Source organism: Pseudomonas sp. PA27(2017) (assembly GCF_001945445.1).
In the GTDB taxonomy this organism is placed as follows: domain Bacteria; phylum Pseudomonadota; class Gammaproteobacteria; order Pseudomonadales; family Pseudomonadaceae; genus Aquipseudomonas.
This window is the reverse complement of record NZ_MSXW01000061.1, coordinates 434524-454767: the sequence shown is the minus strand read 5'-3', so window position 1 is coordinate 454767 and position 20244 is coordinate 434524. Positions and strand designations below refer to the sequence as shown.

At 63.0% G+C, this 20244-nt stretch carries 16 protein-coding genes; 4 read left to right on the top strand and 12 right to left on the bottom strand.

What is annotated here, in order from left to right; translation table 11 throughout:
• Positions 1 to 95: 95 nt before the first annotated feature.
• Genes BVH06_RS23665 through BVH06_RS23630 form a run of 8 tightly spaced genes read right to left on the bottom strand, consistent with a single transcriptional unit; the run spans position 96 to position 8400 of the window.
• A complete protein-coding gene (locus tag BVH06_RS23665; protein WP_075935670.1) occupies positions 96 to 1718 on the bottom strand; it encodes an AAA family ATPase in 1623 nt (540 codons plus the stop codon).
• A 7-nt stretch (positions 1719 to 1725) separates the two neighbouring features.
• Complete coding sequence (aroB, locus tag BVH06_RS23660) at positions 1726 to 2832, bottom strand: 3-dehydroquinate synthase (RefSeq protein WP_075935669.1); 1107 nt, start codon at positions 2830 to 2832, stop codon at positions 1726 to 1728.
• Between the two features lie 51 nt (positions 2833 to 2883).
• On the bottom strand, positions 2884 to 3402 hold the full coding sequence (gene aroK / locus BVH06_RS23655; RefSeq protein ID WP_075928589.1) for a shikimate kinase AroK: 519 nt from the start codon (positions 3400 to 3402) through the stop codon (positions 2884 to 2886).
• A 3-nt stretch (positions 3403 to 3405) separates the two neighbouring features.
• Complete coding sequence (gene pilQ, locus BVH06_RS23650; protein WP_075935668.1) at positions 3406 to 5574, bottom strand: type IV pilus secretin PilQ; 2169 nt, start codon at positions 5572 to 5574, stop codon at positions 3406 to 3408.
• Between the two features lie 54 nt (positions 5575 to 5628).
• Positions 5629 to 6147: a type 4a pilus biogenesis lipoprotein PilP gene (gene pilP / locus BVH06_RS23645; protein WP_075928587.1), complete on the bottom strand. Its 519-nt coding sequence runs from the start codon at positions 6145 to 6147 to the stop codon at positions 5629 to 5631.
• Positions 6144 to 6767: a type 4a pilus biogenesis protein PilO gene (gene pilO / locus BVH06_RS23640; protein WP_075935667.1), complete on the bottom strand. Its 624-nt coding sequence runs from the start codon at positions 6765 to 6767 to the stop codon at positions 6144 to 6146. Before pilO ends, pilP begins: the two co-directional genes overlap by 4 nt.
• Positions 6764 to 7336, bottom strand: a complete 573-nt coding sequence (locus BVH06_RS23635) for a PilN domain-containing protein (protein WP_075935666.1) — start codon at positions 7334 to 7336, stop codon at positions 6764 to 6766. Before BVH06_RS23635 ends, pilO begins: the two co-directional genes overlap by 4 nt.
• A complete protein-coding gene (locus BVH06_RS23630) occupies positions 7336 to 8400 on the bottom strand; it encodes a pilus assembly protein PilM (protein ID WP_075935665.1) in 1065 nt (354 codons plus the stop codon). The genes BVH06_RS23635 and BVH06_RS23630 overlap by 1 nt, the downstream gene beginning before the upstream one ends.
• A 181-nt stretch (positions 8401 to 8581) precedes the next feature.
• Between BVH06_RS23630 and BVH06_RS23625 the strand changes: the two genes are divergently transcribed.
• On the top strand, positions 8582 to 11020 hold the full coding sequence (locus tag BVH06_RS23625; RefSeq protein ID WP_075935664.1) for a penicillin-binding protein 1A: 2439 nt from the start codon (positions 8582 to 8584) through the stop codon (positions 11018 to 11020).
• Positions 11021 to 11352: 332 nt separating this feature from the next.
• Here BVH06_RS23625 and BVH06_RS23620 read toward each other — a convergent pair whose 3' ends face one another.
• The 4 genes from BVH06_RS23620 to rpmE all read right to left on the bottom strand — a co-directional run bounded on the left by BVH06_RS23620 (position 11353) and on the right by rpmE (position 15190).
• Positions 11353 to 12621 (bottom strand): malic enzyme-like NAD(P)-binding protein, encoded by a 1269-nt coding sequence (locus BVH06_RS23620; protein ID WP_075928582.1) that lies wholly within the window; start codon positions 12619 to 12621, stop codon positions 11353 to 11355.
• Between the two features lie 102 nt (positions 12622 to 12723).
• On the bottom strand, positions 12724 to 14157 hold the full coding sequence (locus BVH06_RS23615) for a M48 family metalloprotease (protein WP_075935663.1): 1434 nt from the start codon (positions 14155 to 14157) through the stop codon (positions 12724 to 12726).
• Positions 14154 to 14951: a thermonuclease family protein gene (locus BVH06_RS23610; RefSeq protein WP_075935662.1), complete on the bottom strand. Its 798-nt coding sequence runs from the start codon at positions 14949 to 14951 to the stop codon at positions 14154 to 14156. The genes BVH06_RS23615 and BVH06_RS23610 overlap by 4 nt, the downstream gene beginning before the upstream one ends.
• A 26-nt stretch (positions 14952 to 14977) precedes the next feature.
• Positions 14978 to 15190, bottom strand: coding sequence for a 50S ribosomal protein L31 (gene rpmE, locus BVH06_RS23605; protein WP_070885964.1), 213 nt, complete (start codon positions 15188 to 15190; stop codon positions 14978 to 14980).
• A 165-nt stretch (positions 15191 to 15355) separates the two neighbouring features.
• On the opposite strand from rpmE, the gene BVH06_RS23600 reads away from it, so the two are divergent.
• From BVH06_RS23600 to BVH06_RS23590, 3 genes are all read left to right on the top strand, one after another.
• Positions 15356 to 17575, top strand: a complete 2220-nt coding sequence (locus BVH06_RS23600; protein WP_075935661.1) for a primosomal protein N' — start codon at positions 15356 to 15358, stop codon at positions 17573 to 17575.
• Between the two features lie 142 nt (positions 17576 to 17717).
• On the top strand, positions 17718 to 19481 hold the full coding sequence (argS, locus tag BVH06_RS23595; protein ID WP_075935660.1) for an arginine--tRNA ligase: 1764 nt from the start codon (positions 17718 to 17720) through the stop codon (positions 19479 to 19481).
• Complete coding sequence (locus BVH06_RS23590) at positions 19482 to 20183, top strand: SPOR domain-containing protein (RefSeq protein ID WP_075935659.1); 702 nt, start codon at positions 19482 to 19484, stop codon at positions 20181 to 20183.
• Positions 20184 to 20244: the final 61 nt, after the last annotated feature.

Genomic DNA, 20244 nt, shown 5'->3' with positions numbered 1-20244 from the left:
ACGTCACAAAGAACAATGTGACGAAAAACAGGAATAAAATGTCGCAAAAACGAAAGAGCCCGCTACGTCAGTTTGTGCGTGGCGGGCTCTTTCGATCAGTTGGCCATTTCCTGGGTGACGCTGGCAAAGGTCTTCGGCCACGGCTTGCCGGCCTGAACCTTGGCAGGCAAGGTCTTCACGGCAGCCTGGGCGGCATCGCGGCTGGCAAAGCTACCATAAGTGATGACGAAAAGTGGCTTACCCTGGTGCATCTTCTTGAAGTAGCGGTATTGGGCACCGTTCTGGCTGACGAACGAGCGTGCACTGGCTTCCGTGCTGGTACCCAGCACCTGCAGGGTGTAGTGGCTCTTGTTCTGCGCTGCATACCAGGCATTGGCTTGCGAGCCGCCCGCCGTCGCCGGCGCCTGGGTCGCTGGTGCGGGCCGAGTTGCCTGAGCAGGTGGCGTCGCCGGCTTGGCTTGCTCTGCCGGTTTCGGCTGCTGAACGGGCTTGGGTTGTTCAACTGGCTTGGGCTGCGGCGCAGCCGGCGTGGCGACTTGCGGCGCCGGAGCAGGCGTCGGTGCAGGCACACTCTGCGAGGCAGTGGGCGGCACGGTGACCGGCGCGGTCGGCGTGGACTCCGGCAGCTCCACGTTCGCCTCACCGTCGGTCTCACCCGCGGCCTGGGCCAGCGGCTGACGGATGACCGGCTGGGATTGACCTACCAGGGGCAACGGCAATGGCTGATTGCTGCCGGCGAACTCGATCGGCGGCTTGCCATCAGCGCCCTGCTCGGCACCAGCCGGAGCGCCTGGCGCCGTTTGAGGCGGCGGCGCACTGTCCATGGGCAGTTGAGCCTGGGTCGGAGCCGGTGCATCGGTGGACTCCGAGCGACCTTGCATCAACAAGGCTGCCGCCACGCCGACGGCCACCACGCCAAGCGCCAACAGATGCTTCTTGGGTAGCTTGAAGGCGAAACCACCACCCTTCACCGCGCCACGGCGGGCGGCCATGGCGTCGATCAGCACCTCGCGCGCGACCCGGTTGATCTCACCAGGCCAACCGCCAGAACGCTCGTGAATCAGCTCGACCTGCTCATCGGACAGCAGCTCGATGCCCTGGGCCGCACCATCCAGGCGTACGGCCAGGTACTCACGGGTCTCGTCTTCGCTGTACGGTTCCAGTTCGATGACGTGGAACGACTCTTCGCCGTTGCTGAGGGCATCCAGGCGGGCGATCAGATCGGTGTCGGCGAACAGGAAGACGTGAGGGCGCCCTTCTGCATTGCCCTGGGCCAGTATCAGCAGCTCGTCGATCGCGGCGTCGCTGAGCTCTTCGGCGTCGTCGATCAGCAGGTAGACCTCCTGCCCGGTCAGCGACAGCTGGCCGACCTGACCGAGTAGTGAGGCACGATCGGTCTGCTGCGTATTCAAACCCTGGGCGATGTGGCGCATCAGGGTCGCAGGATCCGCAGCGCCCTGGGCCGAAACCACCACATTGTGCACGGCCTGCTTGTTGGTGCTGGCGACCAGCGCCTGACGCAGCAGGGTCTTGCCGCTGCCCTCTGGGCCGGTGACCACCAGCAGCAACTGGCTATAGCGCGCCAGGTGATGCAGCTGCCCAAGCACCGGCTTGCGTTGCGCCGGGAAGAACTTGAAACCAGGTACCCGCGCCGCGAACGGGTCGTGGGTGAACTGGTAGTGATCGAGAAATGCTTCGTCGGCGTGCAAACTGGTCATTGAATACTCACTGATTGTTAAGCCGGGCCACCAGCGCCGGGTAATCGGCGGCCAGGGTGGCACTCAATATGTCTGCCGGGTAATCGCTGGTCACCACCGCCTCGCCCAGCGAGCGCAGCAGCACCAGGCGCAATTGACCATCCAGCACCTTCTTGTCCACGGCCATGTGCGCCAGGAACTGCGCAGGCGTCATCTCCTGCGGCGGCACCACAGGCAGGCCGGCAGCCTGGAACAGACGGATACCACGATCGCGCTCGTCCGCATCGATCCAACCCAGGCGATGAGACATCTCCAGGGCCATCACCGTTCCTGCCGCCACGGCCTCACCATGTAACCAGACGCCATAGCCCATCTGCGTCTCGATGGCGTGACCGAAGGTATGCCCCAGATTCAGGGTGGCGCGCACGCCGGTTTCCTTCTCGTCGGCACCGACCACCCGGGCCTTGGCCGCACAGGAGCGCTCGATGGCCTCGGTCAAGGCGGCCTGATCCAGGCTGCGCAATGCGGCCATGTTCTCCTCGAGCCAGTCGAGAAACGGCGCGTCACAGATCAGCCCGTACTTGATGACTTCGGCCAGGCCCGCCGACAGCTCACGCGGCGGCAGGGTGTCCAAGCTGCGCGTATCGATCAGCACGGCTTGCGGCTGGTAGAACGCACCGACCATGTTCTTGCCCAGCGGATGATTGATACCGGTCTTTCCACCTACGGAGGAATCGACCTGGGACAGCAGCGTAGTCGGCAACTGGATGAAGTTCACGCCACGCTGATAGCAAGCTGCAGCGAAACCGGCCATATCGCCGATCACCCCGCCGCCCAAGGCCAGGACTGTAGTGCGCCGGTCATGGCGCGCGCCGAGCAGGCCATCGAAAATGCTCTGCAGGGTTTCCCAGTTCTTGAACGCCTCGCCATCGGGCAGCACGATCGGGGTGACGCGGTAATCGGCGAGCGTGTCCTGCAGCGCTTGCAGATACAGCGGCGCGATGGTCTCGTTGGTGACGATCGCCACCTGGCGCCCGACGATGTGCGGCGCCAGCAAGTCGGCGCGGCTCAGCAGGCCAGCCCCGATATGAATGGGGTAGCTGCGCTCAGCGAGATCAACATGAAGTGTTTGCATGGAGCCCCCGATTGAAAAAGGGCTCTAGGATAGCGCAGTTCTGCCCTGTCATTAACGGGGCGCCAGCGCTTCCAGCCGCTCGAGAATTTCCTGAACCACCATTCGCGGCGGACGCTCGTCGGTCTCGATGATCACGTCAGCGATTTCCCGATAGAGCGGATCACGGATGGCGAGCAGATCTGCCAGTACCTGCCCCGGATTGGGGGCACGCAGCAAAGGCCGGTTGCGATCACGGGCGGTACGGTCGATCTGCTGCTCCACGGAGGCATGCAGATAGACAACCCGGCCACTGTCGCGCAGTGCCTGGCGGTTCTGTGGTCGCAAAACCGCACCACCGCCAGTAGCCAGCACCAGACCATCGGATTCGCACAACGAACAGATCACCGCCTGCTCGCGCTCGCGGAAACCCTGCTCACCCTCGACATCGAAAATCCAGGGTATATCGGCACCGGTACGCTGTTCGATCTCCTTGTCGGAGTCCTTGAATGGCAACCGCAGCTCTTTGGCAAGCAAACGCCCGATAGTACTTTTTCCAGCACCCATCGGGCCGACAAGGATCAGATTACGCACAAATTACCGACTCACGGCCACCGCAGAGGTGTTCATGATGCGCGGAGTGATGAAAACCAGCAACTCGGTCTTGTTGTCGGAGATAGTGTCGCGACGGAACAGGCGTCCGAGATACGGCACATCACCAAGAAAAGGGACCTTTTCCGTAGATTTCGTTTGAGTATTCTCAAACACACCGCCAATTACAATCGTCTCACCATCTGCAACTAGAACTTTTGCATTGACTTCGTTTTTGTTAATCGGCGGAACGCCGTTGAGCACCCTGCCGAAGTCCGGCGCATCCTTGGTCACCTTGACCTCCATGATAATTCGATTATCCGGCGTGATCTGCGGAGTGACCTCAAGAGACAGGGCTGCTTCTTTGAAGGATGTAGACGTCGCCCCACTGGAGCTAGCTTCTTGATAAGGAACCTCTTGGCCTTTCAAAATTTTTGCGGTCTCCTTATCTGAGGTAACAACCTTGGGCTGAGAGACGATTTCGCCGTTACCCGAGCTTTCCATAGCAGAGAGCTGAAGATCCAAAACCACATTGTTACTCAAGAAGCCGATACCAATACCAGAAGTACTATTGGCCACTCCCATGTCAACAAAGGGCAGGCGAGCAAGGCCATCGTCCAAAGTCGTACTACCGACAGTATCCGTTCCTACGAACGGAGCCCGTGCACCAGTATCTTGATCAAACGCCTGAACACCATCCTTACCACTTACATCCCAACCACCTCGCCTTGCACTCCCCCCCCAACGCACGCCCAGTGCCTTGTCGTAGTTGACGTTAGCCTCGACGATTCGCGCCTCGATCATGACCTGGCGCACCGCTACGTCGAGCTGTGCCACGATACGGCGCAGCTCATCCAAGCGTTCCTGGGTCTGATAGGCGATGATGCTGTTGGTGCGTTCATCCACCGTGATAGAACCACGATCGTCCGAAACACCACCATTCGCACTGGTCACCGACTGGAACAGCTTGGCCATATCGGCAGCCTTGGCGTAGTTGACCTGAATCAGCTCACGACGCAGCGGCGCCAGTTCGGCGATCTGCTTCTGCGATTCCAGCTCCTGCTTCTCGCGCGCAGCAATTTCCTCGGCTGGCGCAACCAGCAATACGTTGCCGACCTGACGCTTGTCCAAACCCTTGGTTTTCAGCACCAGATCCAGCGCCTGGTCCCAAGGCACATTCTGCAAGCGCAGGGTGATGTTGCCGGCTACCGTGTCACTGGCGACCAGGTTCAGGTCGGTGAAGTCGGCGATCAGCTGCAGCACCGAGCGCACGTCGATATCCTGGAAGTTCAGCGACAGCTTCTCGCCGGTATAGGCGAAACGCTCGGCCTGACGCTTGTCGGCATCTTCCTGGGTCAGCGGTTTGACGCTGAGGGTCAGCTTGTTCTCGGTCTGGTAGGCCAAATAATCAAAAGCCCCAACAGGCTCGATGACGATGCTGGCGTCATCGCCGGTGCCACTGGCACTGACGAACTGCACCGGGGTCGCGAAGTCCTTGACGTCCAGGCGCACACGCAGGGCTTCAGGCAGCTGGGTGCGGTTGAAATTCAGGATGATCTTGCCGCCACGCTCCTGAATATCAGGGCTGACAGACGCATCGGACAGGTTGATGACAACGTTACCCTCACCCTGCTCGCCGCGCTGGAAGTCGATATTGCTGATCGACTTGTTAACCGCGCCGAATACCTTCGGTGCTGCAGGCGCCGCAACAGGCGTTGCCGCCTGAGCCGGGCGGGCCGCTGCTGGCGCAGGCGCACTCACCGGCGCAGCTGCCGTAGTGGTTGCCGAAGTGGCTACGCCGGTACCGACCTGCACGAACAGGTTGTTGCCTTCGGTGCGGGTGTTGTAGGGCGACAGATTGGTCAGGTTGATGATCAACCGCGTACGATCCTTGGCCTCGACCACGGTGACGCTGCGCGCGTTGCCCATGCCCAGTTCACGGTTCTTCACGCCCAGCTTGTTGGACACCCCTGGCAGGTCCAGTGCGATACGCGCCGGCTGCTCGATGGTATAGCCGCGCGGCGCCGCCACCGGCTCATCGAAGGACAGTTTCAGCTCGACGCGGTCGCCCGGCAGAGCCGCCACGTCCAGCGCCTGCAGGTTGGCGGCCAGAGCGGCAGGAGAGAGCATTGCCACCAGCAGCGAAATGCTTAGGCGAGAGAGAGAGCTGTTCATGCTTGGGTTCCGTTTGGCAGACCGGTTATTTCTGTTCATGGTTCACCTCGCTCCTCAGGAGCGTTCCTTCAGAGTGAGGGTACGAGGACGCTCGAGCCAGCCGCCATCACCGTCCGGGACGATCTCGACCACGTCGATCTTGGCGCTGTCGATGGCGACGATGCGGCCTTCATTGCGTCCCAGGTAATCCCCGACCTTGACGCGATGTACGCCGCCCGCACCGCTCACCAGAGCGAACGAACCATTGTCATTGGCCAGCGTGCCGACCATCTCGAACAGCTCGATATTGAACCCTTCGAGGAACTGCTTCACGCGCGTTTCGTCGGGTTTGATTTCCTTGCTGCCTTTCGCCCGAGCGACCACATCGATCTTCACGGGCGGCTGGAATGGGCTGCGCAAAGCGGCAGCACTGTAGGTGAAGCTTTCGTAGGGTTCAGGTTGCGGCAAGGGCTCAATCTGGCCCTTCGGCCGCGCCCGCACTTCATCCATATACGCCTGCAGGTCGCTGAAGTCACCGCCGCCGCAACCACTCAGGGTCGCCAGCAACAGGCCAGGCACAAGGACACGTTTCATTGGTGTGCCCCCTTGTCGTTGTAGCGATAGGTCTTGGCAAGAACCTTCATGCGCAGCTTGGAGGTACTGCCCTGCTCGGCCGGCACCAACTCGAAATCGTGCAGCGTGACGATTCGCGGCTGGCTGGCGACGCCGCTGACGAAGGTCGCCAGGTCGTGATAGCCGCCGACCACCTGAATCTGGATAGGCAGTTCGATATAGAAAGGCTGCGTGACTTCCGGTAGCAACTTGATCTCCTCGAACTCCAGACCGCTGTCCAGGCCAATACGGGTAATGTCTTCGAGCAGACCCGGCACCTCGGTATCGCTGGGCAGTTGCTTGAGCAGAGCACCGAAGGAAATTTCAGCTTCCTTCATCTGCTCACGGTAGGCCTCGAGGTTGGCCGCCTGGAACGCCTTGGTGGAAAACTGCTCTTTGAGGGATTGCTCGTCCAGACGCTGCTGATCCAGCGTGGCCTGCAAATCCTTCAGGTGAAAGTTGTAGCCCAGTACCAGAACCAGCACGAAGGCCAAAATTCCGGCGATTACCTTGACCGCGTTGGGCCAAGAGCCGATGTTGTTCAGATCGAGATCGTTGATGTCGACCTTGCGCAGGCTGGCCAGAGAATCATTCAGGCTCATGGCTTGACCTCCCCCTCTTCCTTGACGGGCTTGGATTGCTGCACGGTCAGCTGGAAGGTGTTGGCCTGATCCACTGCGCCAGCGGTGACCGCCTTGACCTCGGTCAGGTTGGGTGCGGTCAGCCAGTCGGAGGCATCCATATCACGCATCAGTTTGGAAACTCGGCTGTTCGACTCGGCCGCGCCAACGATGGCGATGGTCTTGTCGGTCATTTTCACCCCGGTGAAATACACACCATCAGGCAGCGTTCTTACCAACTGGTCGAACACGTGGCCAATGATCGGGCGGTTGCCCTGCAGGTCCTGAATGATCTTCATCCGCTCCAGCAGTTGCTGGCGACGCGTACGCAGCTCGCTGATTTCCGCAATGCGGGTATCGAGCACGGCAATTTCCTTGCGCACGAAGTCGTTACGGGCCTGCTGATTCTCGATCTCACCATTGAGGTATTGGTCGCCCAGGAAGATCAATGCCGCTGCGGCGACCAGCAGACCACCCAGCGACACCAGAAAGCGCTGCTTGCGCTCTTCGCGAAGCTGCTCGCGCCAGGGAAGGAGGTTAATGCGCGCCATCAGTCGAAACTCCTCATCGCCAGGCCGCAGGCAATCATCAGCGCCGGTGCATCACTGGCCAACGCTCCCGCGTTGACCTTGCCGCTCAGGGCCATGTCCGCGAAGGGGTTGGCAACCAGGGTCTGGGTACCGATCTTCTGCTGAATGAGGCGATCGAGATCCGGGATGGAAGCGGTTCCACCAGCCAGCAGAATGTAATCCACATCGTTGTACTGGCCGGCGGCGAAGAAGAACTGCAGCGAGCGGGACACCTGTTGTACCAAGGCGTCCTTGAACGGCTGCAGCACTTCGCTTTCGTAATCGTCGGGCAGGCCGCCCTGTTTCTTGGCAAGCCCGGCCTCATCGACGGAGAGGCCGTAACGACGCTGAATTTCCTCGGTCAGTTGGCGGCCACCGAACAGCTGTTCGCGGGTGTAGATGGTGCGACCATTGTGCAGCACGCTGAGCGTGGTCATGGTCGCGCCGATATCGACGACCGCGACGGTCAGCTCGTCGTGCACGCCGCCGAGTTGCTCGGCCAGCAGGTCATAGGCACGCTCGAGGGCATAGGCCTCGACATCCACTACCTTGGCGGTCAAGCCGGCAAGGGCCAGGGCGGCCTCGCGAACTTCGACGTTTTCCTTGCGGCAAGCTGCAAGCAGCACTTCGACCCGCTCGGGGTTGCGCGGCGAAATGCCCTGAACTTCGAAGTCGATCGCCACCTCTTCAAGAGGGTAAGGAATGTACTGATCGGCCTCGAGCTTGAGCTGGTTCTCCAGCTCGTCGTCCGACAGGCCCGCTTCCATCTCGACGGTCTTGGTGATCACCGCGGAGCCGGCAACGGCCACGGAAACCGAGCGCACGCTGGTCTTGGCCTTGGCGAGAACGCGCGACAGGGCCTGGCCGACACCCTCCAGTTCGGCGATGTTCTTTTCGACCACGGCATTGGCGGGGAGTGGCTCGACAGCGTAGGCCTCTACCTTGTAGCGGCTACCTGAGCGACTCAATTCGAGGAGCTTGACGGAGGTCGAACTTATATCGATCCCCAAAAGCTTATTCGCTTTTTTACTGAAGAGCCCTAGCACGACCGATTTCCTATTCACATCCATAACTTACGGATGATTTATGTTTTTCCACATTAAATAGCAGACTTGACAGAAGCGCAAATGGCTCCCCAGCAAAAAAAACGCTTATAATGTGATCAGCTTTTGCCTTTTCATTTTGTCTTCCGCTTAACTCATTCTTTTATCTGGAAATCCAAAAATCTTGATGCGTTTGCTGAAGTTTTTCTGCTGGTCCGTCATCGCCGTTTTTTGTGCGCTGGTACTCGCCGTCAGTGGTGCCTTCCTCTACCTGAGCCCGACCCTACCCTCTGTCGATGCCTTGCGCAGTATAGAGCTGCAGATCCCGCTTCGCGTGTACAGCAGCGACGGAAAACTCATCGCCGAATTCGGGGAGATGCGCCGCTCGCCCATCGCCTTCGCCGACATACCGCCCGACTTCACCAGCGCGTTGCTGGCTGCCGAAGACGATAACTTCGCAAACCATTATGGCGTTGATCTTACGAGCCTGATGCGCGCTGCCACGCAATTATTGAAAACAGGTCAAATTCAGTCCGGCGGCAGCACCATCACCATGCAGGTGGCGAAGAACTTCTTCCTCACCAGCGAGCGCAGCTTCTCGCGCAAGATCACCGAGATTCTGCTCGCCCTGCAAATCGAGCGCGAGCTGAGCAAGAACGAAATCCTCGAGCTGTACGTCAACAAGATCTACCTGGGTCACCGCGCCTACGGCATCGAGGCCGCCGCCCAAGTCTATTACGGCAAATCCATCCGAGACTTGAGCCTCTCGCAGCTTGCGACGATAGCCGGTCTTCCCAAGGCACCTTCGGCCTTCAACCCGCTGACCAACCCGACCCGGGCCAAAGAGCGCCGCGACTGGATTCTCGGCCGCATGTATCGCCTGGGCCGTATCGACCAGGCGCGCTACGAAACCGCCCTGGCCGAGCCGGTGGACGCCAGCTATCACGTGCCCACACCTGAAGTACCCGCACCCTACGTGGCCGAGATGGCCCGCGCCGAAATGGTCGGCCGCTACGGCAGCGACGCCTACACCCAGGGCTTCAACGTCACCACCACGGTACCCAGCGACCTGCAGGTCATGGCCAACAAGGCCCTGCGCGATGGCCTGATCGAATACGACCAACGCCACGGTTATCGCGGCCCGGAAAGCCGCCTGCCCGGCATGACCCGGGAAACCTGGCAGACCGAACTGAGCAAGCAAGGCCTGCGCGGCGGCCTGGAGCCGGCGATCGTCACCCAGGTCGAGAAGAGCGGCATTCTGGTGCTGACCCGTCGCGGCGACGAAGAAGCGGTGTCGTGGGACAGCATGAAATGGGCCCGCCCGTTCCTCAATACCAACAGCCTGGGGCCGCGTCCGCAGCAACCGGCGGACGTAGCGCAGATCGGTGACCTGATCCGCGTGCAGCGCCAGGACGATGGCAGCCTGCGCTTCGCGCAACTGCCCAGTGCGCAAAGTGCCCTGGTCTCGCTCGACCCGCAGAACGGCGCCATCCGCGCCCTGGTCGGCGGCTTCTCCTTCGAGCAGAGCAACTACAACCGTGCCGTACAAGCCAAGCGCCAGCCCGGCTCGAGCTTCAAGCCCTTCATCTACAGTGCCGCGCTCGACAACGGCTACACCGCCTCCAGCCTGGTCAACGACGCGCCGATCGTGTTCGTCGATGACTACATGGATCAGGTCTGGCGACCGAAGAACGACACCAATACCTTCCTCGGCCCCATTCGTTTGCGCGAGGCCCTGTACAAGTCGCGCAACCTGGTGTCGATCCGCCTACTGCAGGCCATGGGCATCGAAAACACGCTGAACTACATCGAGCGTTTCGGATTCAATCGCCAGGATCTGCCGCGCAACCTGTCCCTGGCACTCGGCACGGCCAACCTGACGCCGATGGAAATCGCCACCGGCTGGACGGCCTTCGCCAACGGCGGCCACAAGGTTCAGCCCTACCTGATCCAGCGTATCGACAACCGCCATGGCGATCCGTTGTTCATCGCCAACCCGCCGAGCGTGCCCAATGCAGCCAAGCCCGAAGTACCGCCGCCGGTCAACGAGGAAGGCGTGATGAGCAGCGCCGAGGCAGCACCCGAGCAACTGCCGGACGCGCCTGAGCCGGCCGCCGCCGAGCGTATCCTCGATGAGCGCACCGCCTACATCATGACCAGCATGCTGCAGGATGTGATCAAGCGCGGCACCGGGCGCCGGGCCATGGCCCTGGGCCGCACCGATCTGGCTGGCAAGACTGGGACCACCAACGAATCCAAGGACAGCTGGTTCTCCGGCTACAACGCCGATTTCGTGACCACCGTATGGGCCGGTTTCGATCAGCCGGAAAGCCTCGGCCGCCATGAATACGGTGGCACCGTTGCCCTGCCGATCTGGATGAACTACATGGGCGCCGCGCTCAAGGACAAGCCCAGCCATACTCCCGCCGAGCCGGATGGCATTCTCACCCTGCGCGTCGATCCACGCAGCGGCCGTGCTGCAGCCCCAGGAACGCTAGACGCGTATTTCGAACTATTCAAGAGCGAAGACTCACCGCCGCCAATGAACGAATTCGACCCAGGCATGGGCGCACCGAACAGCCCGCTGCCGGCAGACGAGAGCGCACCGATCGATCTGTTCTAAGCCCCGTTCATAATCTTTCAGCCCAGGCTCGTCGATGTTGACTGCAAAGTGGCGGGAACGGCCGTTATCCGATCCATCGTGGGAGTCGCGACCTCGCGGCGAATCGCTCAGGCACCGCCGAAATAGGCAGTCAGGCTGCAATCGTTTCGCCCCGAGGTCGGGGCTCCCACAGGTTGGTCTTAGTGGCTGTTTCCGCCTTGTAGCTGTCGCTTCATGCGCATAAAGATCGTGAACAGGCTCTAGCCGGCGATACCCTGTAGCACGCATCAACAGCTCAAAACGCGCCCAATAAAAAACCCGCCGAAGCGGGTTTTCATTGCCGGCTGAACGACTCAGCCCTTGAACACGTCGTTGACCGATTGCAGCGGGTAGTGCTTCGGATACGGCAGGGTCGCCACGCCGCTCTCGATGGCCGCCTTGGCAACGGCATCGCACACCACGTTGATCAGGCGAGCATCCATCGGCTTCGGAATGATGTACTCGCGGCCGAACTCCAGCTTGATACCGCCGTAGGCGTCGCATACGTCCTGGGGAACCGGCAGCTTGGCCAGCTCGCGCAGGGCGTTGGCCGCAGCGATCTTCATTTCTTCGTTGATGCGGGTCGCGCGAACGTCCAGCGCACCACGGAAGATGAACGGGAAGCCCAATACGTTGTTAACCTGGTTCGGGTAGTCGGAACGACCGGTGGCCATGATCACGTCGTTGCGGGTGGCGTGGGCCAGCTCCGGCTTGATTTCCGGATCCGGGTTCGAACAGGCGAACACGATCGGGTTCGGCGCCATCAGCTTGAGGCCTTCGGCGCTCAGCAGATCCGGGCCGGACAGGCCGACGAATACGTCAGCGCCGGTCAGCGCGTCATCCAGGGTGCGCTTGTCGGTTTCGGTGGCGAACACCGCCTTGTACTGGTTCAGGTCATCGCGGCCAGCGTGGATCACGCCTTTGCGGTCGATCATGTAGATGTTCTCGACCTTGGCGCCCATGCTCACCAGCAGCTTCATGCAGGAGATGGCTGCAGCGCCGGCACCCAGGCAGACGATCTTGGCTTGCGGCAGGGTCTTGCCGGCGATTTCCAGGGCGTTGAGCATGCCGGCTGCGGTGACGATCGCGGTACCGTGCTGGTCATCGTGGAAAACCGGGATGTCGCACTGCTCGATCAGGGCGCGCTCGATTTCGAAGCATTCGGGCGCCTTGATGTCTTCCAGGTTGATGCCACCGAAGGTGATGGAGATGCGCTTGACGGTATCGATGAAGGCCTGCGGGCTTTCGGCATCGACTTCGATGTCGAACACGTCGACGCCGGCAAAGCGCTTGAACAGCACGCCTTTGCCTTCCATGACCGGCTTGGAGGCCAGCGGGCCGAGGTCGCCCAAGCCGAGGATCGCGGTGCCGTCGGAAATAACTGCCACCAGGTTGCCTTTGCCGGTGTAACGGTAGGCGAGCTCCGGATCGCGAGCGATCTCGCGCACTGGCTCGGCAACACCCGGGCTGTAGGCCAGCGACAGGTCACGGGCAGTGGCGGTGGGCTTGGTGAGCTCGACGCTCAACTTACCCGGACGGGGCTTCTCATGGTATTCGAGAGCGGCAGTTTTCAGATCAGACATAGTGGCATTTCCGCTTTTTTGGGCTATTGACTGGCAGGCGGCCGAGGATACGCAATCTGCGGTGGCCTGCACAAGACTATGCAGTCAGCCTGCAAACGTGCCTCAGCGAACCGTTTTGAACCAATCACCGGGGCGAGGCTCGCCCTGTGGATAAAGATTGTTGAGCAGTCGCAGCGTCGCCTCGGCGTCATCCGGCAAGCCGCTGACAGCCGCCAGCGACCGGACGCTCTGCCCTGCCGCCACGCGAACCAGTTGCAACCTCAGCGGCTCGGCCAGCTTGCGCTCGGCCGCCTGCAGCGGTCGGAAACTGCCGATCGCGGCGAGCATCTGGGCATCTTCCGTGGCGCTGGCGGCGCGACCCTTGACCGCACCGACGAACAGGTAGGCTTTGTCGCCTTTGAGAATCGCCGCCACCCGGCGCGGTACGTTGCCCTCGATCAGTCCGGTATAACCCTGCAGCCCGGCCTGCTGCAGCGCCTCGCCACCAAGCAGGCGCCGACCGCCGATGCGCTGCTCGATCAGGGTTGCGGCGTCGAGACCGCGCGGGTTGTCTTCCAGGGTCATGGCGACGAGCACCTGTTTGTCCGGCGATTGGCCGATCAGTTGCTGCGGCTGGTTGACGATGCTCCAGCCCTTGGCGAATGCCAGGGTGAAATCCAGGTCACGGTGATAGAAGCGCTCGCCGCGACGAATACCGCTCTCGGCCGAATCACCGAACGGCAGACCCTGCAAGCGCTGTAGAAATGCGTCGCGGTTGACCACCTGCTGCCCGCCTACCAGAGCTCGGGCCGGGCCGATCACCTGCTGCAGGCGACGGTCGTTATCCGGGTGAGTGTCGAAAAGGCCATGGTAGCTGCCGACCGGCTGTTGCTCACCGCGCGCAGCGGCCTGGTCACGGGCGAAGTCTTCCTGCAATTTGAGCACCTCGACCACCTCGATCATCGCCTGCGGGTCGTAACCACCGCGAGCCAGATACTGGGCGCCAAGGCCATCGGCCTCCAGCTCCATGTCGCGACCGTAACCGCGCACCACGGCATTGCCCAGCACACCCGTCACGTCGGCGGCGGCCCCGACGCCGGTGCCCATGGCCACCGCCTGGCCGAGAATTCCCCAGGCGGTCGACTGGCTTTGCTGGCGCACGCCGTGGCGGGCGGTCACGTGGCCGACCTCATGACCGAGCACGGCCGCCAGCTCGGCCTCTGAACTCAGGTAAGCCATCAGCCCGCGATGGATATAGATGTAGCCGCCCGGCAGGGCGAAGGCGTTTATGTCCGGGCTGTCGATCACCGTGAAGTGATAATCCAGCTGGCCGCGGTGACTGTGCCGCGCCACGCGCTCGCCAACTTGCTGCACATAGGCCTGCAGGGCTTCATCGGGGTAGCGCGGGTATTGCTTGAGTATCTGCTGATGGGCATCACGGCCGATGGACAGCTCCTGGGCCTCGCTCATCATCACGAAGTCGGTGCGCCCGGTGGCCGGATTCACCGCACAGCCCACCAGGGTCGCCAGCATCAGAACCAACAAACACAACCTCATCGCAGCACCTCCAGCATGCCGCCATGGGTCAGGGGCAACATCCAGCGGGCCTGGCCAGCCTTGAGGCCGCCGCCGCGGGAGCGGTCGATCATCCAGCCCCGCGCTTCGATCCGCTTGCCTTGAAGATCGCGCAGATCCGCCGCGGCGAAGGTATCCAGCACCTGCGGCGCAATACGCAGCACCACCGAATTGCCCAGCTCGATCCAGACGCCACCACGATTGCGCTCGACACGCTGCACTTGCCCTTCGAGCAGCACGAAACCACCGCTGCGTACCGCGCGGGCCGGCAGCGGTCGAAGCTGCGCCCAGAGGCCGGCCCGAGCACCACGTGCCTGACGCTCGGCCTCACGATGACAGACGACCAACGCCACATTCGGCGTGATCGCCACCAGTTGGCCAAGCCCTTCGGAGAGCAGTTGCGCTTCCAGATTGTTGCCAGCGCCATCGTAGAGATGGGCCAGGGTACGGCCGTAGCGATCCTGTTTCTGCTCGCCCACCTGCACGCCCACCCTCCCGCCATTGGCAGCCACCAACTCGGCAAGCCGCTCACGGGCAGTTTCGGCGAATGGCTCGGCCGGCCGGCCCTTGCGCGCCAGCTCGGGGGCATTGAGGCCGATCAGGCGGACGTTGCGGCCATCGGCCAGGCGCACCGTATCGCCATCGACCACACGCTGCACCTTGACCTGCGGCAATTTGCCGGGCGCTGGGCACAGCGCGTGGGCAGGCAGGCAAAAGACAGAAACGAAAAAGGCGCCCACCAGGGACGCCTTTTTCAATGATGCGAAAACAGCCATGTGGGCCTCTTTCGCTGCTCGGTCGCTTACTTGGCGCCGAACACACCGAAACGCTGTTTGAAGCGATCGATACGGCCGCCGGTGTCCAGCACCTTCTGCTTGCCGGTGTAGAACGGGTGGCACTCGGAGCAGACGTCCAGGCTCAGGGGCTTGCCCAGAGTGGAGCGGGTCTTGATGACGTTACCGCAACTGCAGGTGGCGTCGATGGCGACGTATTCCGGATGGATATCGGCTTTCATGATTCTTCCTCAGGTTTTGTGCCGCCACCCGACACTATTGTCAGGTACCGCACTTAGGTTGGCCGCGGATCATACCAGAGCCGGCCCATGATGCAACCAACTCGCTGTTACCGGCCGTCGCACATGGCCTGTTACTATTGCGCCTCGCCTGCCTGGAGCCTCTGCGTGCCCGACGTCATCCTGCGACTCGCCCTGCCCTCGCCACTGCGCCGGCTGTTCGACTACCTCGCTCCACCCGGCGTGTCGGCCCGCGACCTGCAGCCCGGTGCACGGTTGCGCGTGCCCTTCGGCCGCCGCGAGATGATCGGCGTGCTGATCGAGGTCACAGGCCAAAGCGACGTACCCGCCAGCAAACTCAAGCCCGCGCTGCAACTGCTCGATCTACAAGCCCCGGTGCCGCCTGCACTCATGCGCCTGTGCCAATGGACCGCCCAGTATTACCAGCACAGCCTGGGCGATACGCTGAGCTGGGCGCTGCCGGTGCTGCTGCGCCAGGGCGAAGCCGCCGAAGCGCGCCAGGAGCGCTTCTGGCTGATCGCCAAGGACGCCCACCTGGATGATCCCCGCCTGGCCCGCGCGCCGCGCCAGCGCGAGGCCCTGAAAACCATCGCCCAGCACCCTCACGGCGTCGCCCACCAACTGCTCAGCCAGCTGCAGATCAACCGCGACAGCCTGCAGTTGCTGCAGGAGAAGGGCCTGGTGCGGGTCGAAGTGCGCCGTCTGAGCAGCCCGGAGCGCCACGCCAACTGGCTGGCCCAGCCTGAGTTGCCACTCAATGCCGAGCAGCGCGCCGCGGCCGAGGCGGTGCGCGCCGGCTTCGATGGCTTCAACGCCTTTCTGCTGGCCGGCGTGACCGGCAGCGGCAAGACCGAGGTCTATCTGCAGCTGATTCGCGAGACCCTGGAAGCCGGCAAGCAGGCCTTGGTACTGATTCCCGAGATCAACCTGGGCCCACAGACCCTGGCGCGCTTCGAGCGCCGCTTCAACGCGCGCATCGCCCTGCTGCACTCGGCGGTCAATGACCGCGAACGCCTGGACGCCTGGCTGGCAGCACGCGACGGCGAGGCCGACATCATCATCGGCACCCGCTCGGCGCTGTTCACGCCCATGAAGCGTCCGGGGCTGATCATCATCGACGAGGAGCACGACGCCTCCTATAAGCAGCAGGAAGGCCTGCGCTACCACGCCCGCGACCTGGCCGTGGTGCGCGCCCACCAGGAAGACGTGCCGATCGTGCTCGGCTCGGCCACGCCCTCGCTGGAGAGCCTGCACAATGCCCACAGTGGCCGCTACGCCCTGCTGCGCATGAACCAGCGCGCCGGCGGCGCCCAGCCGCCACGCTTCCTGCGCCTGGACATCAAGAGCCGGCCGCTCGATGCCGGCATGTCGCCGCCGCTGCAGCAGGCCATCACCCAGACCCTCGCAGCCGGCCAGCAGGTGCTGGTGTTTCTCAACCGCCGCGGCTTCGCGCCGACCTTGCTTTGCCACGAATGCGGCTGGCTGTCCGAATGCCCGCGCTGCGATGCACGCATGACCGTGCACCAGCGCAGCCGCGAGCTGCGCTGCCACCATTGCGGCCACGCCGAGCGCCAGCCCAGCAACTGCCCGAGCTGCAACAACGTCGACTTGCGCCCGGTGGGCGCTGGCACCGAGCGCGCCGAAGAACGCCTGGAGATTCTGTTTCCGGACGTGCCGGTGCTGCGTGTCGACCGCGACAGCACCTCGCGCAAGGAGGCGATGAATACGCTGTTCAACACCGTACAGCGCGGCGAGCCGTGCATCCTGGTCGGCACTCAGATGCTCGCCAAGGGGCACCACTTTCCACGCGTCACCCTGGTGGCGATCCTCGATGCCGACGGCGGGCTGTTCTCCGCCGACTTCCGCGCCAGCGAACGCATGGCCCAGTTGATCGTCCAGGTCGCCGGCCGCGCAGGCCGCGCCGAGGAGCCGGGCAAGGTAATCATTCAAAGCCATCTGGCCGACCACCCGCTGCTCGTACAGCTGACCGAACAAGGTTATTTCGCCTTTGCCGACCAGGCGCTGAGCGAACGCCGCGCTGCCGGCCTGCCGCCGTTCTGCCACCTGGCGCTACTGCGTGCCGAAGCGCACAAGCCCGGCCAGGCGGAAGGTTTTCTCGACGAGGCCTGCAGCGAGGCTGAGCACTTGCTGAACGAACTGGCGCTGAGCGGCATCGAACTGCTGGGCCCGGTGCCCGCGCCCATGGAGCGCCGAGCCGGGCGCTACCGCGCGCAATTGCTGCTGCAGGGCAACGCCCGGGCGCCGCTGCACAAGCTGCTGGCGCACTGGCTGCTGATCCTGGAAAGCCTGCCCAGCGGCCGCGCGGTGCGCTGGTCGCTGGATGTGGACCCGATCGACCTGTTCTGAGTACCCGGCTCGCATCCAGAGACAACTGCCGCGCGCTTTTCCTTGCCGCCGGTGGCCTGCGACCTGCGGCTGCTTTTATAATGCGCAGTTTTCCACCCACGCTTTCGAGCGGCGCCGCACCTCGCGGCCGAACGAGCAGACCATGAAAGACAGCATTCGCCACCTGATCCAGCAAGCCCTGACCCGCCTGACCGCCGAAGGCGTGCTGCCCGACGGCCTGAGCCCGACGATCCAGGTGGAGAACACCCGGGACAAGACCCATGGCGACTTCGCCAGCAACATCGCCATGATGCTGGCCAAGCCAGCTGGCATAAAGCCCCGCGACCTGGCCCAGAAGCTCATCGACGCACTGCCTGCCGATGCGCAGATCAGCAAGGTCGAGATCGCCGGCCCCGGCTTTCTCAACTTTTTCCAGAACAGCGACGCCCTGGCCGAGCGCCTGGAAACGGCTCTGGCCGACGAGCACCTCGGTGTGCGCAAGAATGGCCCGGCGCAGCGCGTGGTCGTCGACCTGTCCTCGCCGAACCTGGCCAAGGAAATGCACGTCGGCCACCTGCGCTCGACCATCATCGGCGACGCCGTGGCGCGAGTGCTGGAGTTCCTCGGTGACGAGGTGATTCGTCAGAATCACGTCGGCGACTGGGGCACCCAGTTCGGCATGCTGCTGGCCTTCATGGAAGAGAACCCGGCCGCCGCGGAAAGCGAGCTGGCCGACCTGGAAGGCTTCTACCGCGCCGCCAAGAAGCGCTTCGACGAGTCTCCGGAATTCGCCGAGCGGGCCCGCGCGCTGGTCGTCGAGCTGCAAGCCGGCGAGCCGGAATGCATGCGCCTGTGGAACCGCTTCAACACCATTTCCCTGAGCCATTGCCAGAAGGCCTACGACCGCCTGGGCGTGAAGCTGACCCCGGCCGACGTCAAGGGTGAAAGCGCCTACAACGCCGACCTGGCCAACGTGGTCGCCGATCTGCGCAACAAGGGCCTGCTCACCGAAGACAACGGCGCCCAGTGCGTTTTCCTCGACGAGTACAAGAACGCCGAGGGCAAACCGCTGCCGGTGATCGTGCAGAAGGCCGGCGGCGGCTACCTGTACTCGACCACCGATCTGGCAGCCATGCGTTACCGCAGCCAGGTGCTCAAGGCCGACCGCGCGCTGTACTTCGTCGACCAGCGCCAGGCCTTACACTTCCAGATGGCTTTCGAAGTCGCCCGCCGCGCCGGTTTCGTGCACGAGGGCATGGACCTGGAGCACATGGGCTTCGGCACCATGAACGGCGCCGACGGCCGCCCCTTCAAGACCCGCGATGGCGGCACCGTGAAGCTGATCGACCTGCTCGACGAAGCCGAGTCGCGTGCCTACGAGCTGGTCAAGGAGCGCAACGACCAACGTGCTGCGAAGGGTGAAACACCATTCGAAGAAGCTGAGCTACGCCAGATCGGGCGAGTTGTTGGCATCGCGTCGGTGAAGTACGCCGACCTCTCCAAGCACCGCACCAGCGACTACAGCTTCAACTTCGAACTGATGCTGAGTTTCGAGGGCAACACCGCGCCCTACCTGTTGTACGCCTACACGCGCACCGCGAGCATCTTTCGCAAGCTGGGCAAGGGCATCGAGGAGATCGGCGGTCATATCGAACTTCACGCGCCCCAGGAAATCGAACTGGCCGGCAAGCTGGCGCAGTTCGGCGAAGTACTGGCCAGCGTGGCTGACAAGGGCACGCCGCACCTGCTGTGCGCTTATCTCTACGACGTGGCCGGGCTGTTCTCCAGCTTCTACGAGCATTGCCCGGTGCTTGGCGCCGAAGACGACGGCATCCGTGAGAGCCGCCTGCGCCTGGCTGGCCTGACTCGCCGCACCCTCAAGCAAGGCCTGGAATTGCTGGGCCTGGAAACCCTGGAGCGCATGTAAGTGGCAGCCCGCAAGAAGCCAGCACCCAAGCGCGGCGCCAGCCGCTACAAGGCCCCGAGCAAGCGCCCGGTACCCGGCTGGATCTGGCTCGCCTGCGGCCTGGCCGTGGGCGTTTTCGTCACCCTGCTGCTCAATCTCAAGCCGGGCGACGAGGCGGTCAAGCGCGACAAGCCACAGCCGGAGCGCGCCAGCACCACGCCCAAACCGACGCCCTCGTCCACCAGCCAGGAGCCGGGCAAACCCAAATACGATTTCTACACCCTGCTCCCCGAGTCGGAAGTGATCGTGCCGCCGGATGCCCTGCCCACGCCACCGACGCCCACGCCCGAGCAGAAGCCGGTCACCCCAGAGGAGGCGGCCAAGATCGATGCCGCTCGCGCCCAGGCCGCGCTCAACGGCGAAACCCCGCCACCCGCACCGCCCGTTGCCAAAGCGGCCGAAGCTGCCCAGGCGCCGCTGACCACGCAGTTTTTCCTGCAGGCCGGCTCGTTCCCCAGCAAGGACAAGGCCGAAAGCATGCGCGCGCAGATCATCCTGCTCGGCCAGAACGTGCGCGTGGAATCCGGCACCGTGCAGGACAAGACCTGGCACCGCGTGCTGGTCGGCCCCTTTGCCAATCGCGAGCAACTGGCCGGCGCCCAGAAGACCCTGGCAGCCGGGGGGTTCGGCAACCTGTTGTTACAGCAGCGCCAGCTACGCTGATCGTCTTTCGTCCGCCGCCGGTTGAAAAACCGCGGCGGGCCCCCATCTGAGTTTCCATCAG

What these genes read in the sequence shown, in the direction of transcription:
- pilQ (WP_075935668.1), bottom strand. Translation starts at nt 5,574, where the DNA reads ATGAACAGCTCTCTCTCTCGCCTAAGCATTTCGCTGCTGGTGGCAATG.
- BVH06_RS23635 (WP_075935666.1), bottom strand. Translation starts at nt 7,336, where the DNA reads ATGGCGCGCATTAACCTCCTTCCCTGGCGCGAGCAGCTTCGCGAAGAG.
- BVH06_RS23615 (WP_075935663.1), bottom strand. Translation starts at nt 14,157, where the DNA reads ATGAGGTTGTGTTTGTTGGTTCTGATGCTGGCGACCCTGGTGGGCTGT.
- argS (WP_075935660.1), top strand. Translation starts at nt 17,718, where the DNA reads ATGAAAGACAGCATTCGCCACCTGATCCAGCAAGCCCTGACCCGCCTG.
- BVH06_RS23665 (WP_075935670.1), bottom strand. Translation starts at nt 1,718, where the DNA reads ATGACCAGTTTGCACGCCGACGAAGCATTTCTCGATCACTACCAGTTC.
- pilP (WP_075928587.1), bottom strand. Translation starts at nt 6,147, where the DNA reads ATGAAACGTGTCCTTGTGCCTGGCCTGTTGCTGGCGACCCTGAGTGGT.
- rpmE (WP_070885964.1), bottom strand. Translation starts at nt 15,190, where the DNA reads ATGAAAGCCGATATCCATCCGGAATACGTCGCCATCGACGCCACCTGC.
- BVH06_RS23620 (WP_075928582.1), bottom strand. Translation starts at nt 12,621, where the DNA reads ATGTCTGATCTGAAAACTGCCGCTCTCGAATACCATGAGAAGCCCCGT.
- pilO (WP_075935667.1), bottom strand. Translation starts at nt 6,767, where the DNA reads ATGAGCCTGAATGATTCTCTGGCCAGCCTGCGCAAGGTCGACATCAAC.
- BVH06_RS23610 (WP_075935662.1), bottom strand. Translation starts at nt 14,951, where the DNA reads ATGGCTGTTTTCGCATCATTGAAAAAGGCGTCCCTGGTGGGCGCCTTT.
- aroB (WP_075935669.1), bottom strand. Translation starts at nt 2,832, where the DNA reads ATGCAAACACTTCATGTTGATCTCGCTGAGCGCAGCTACCCCATTCAT.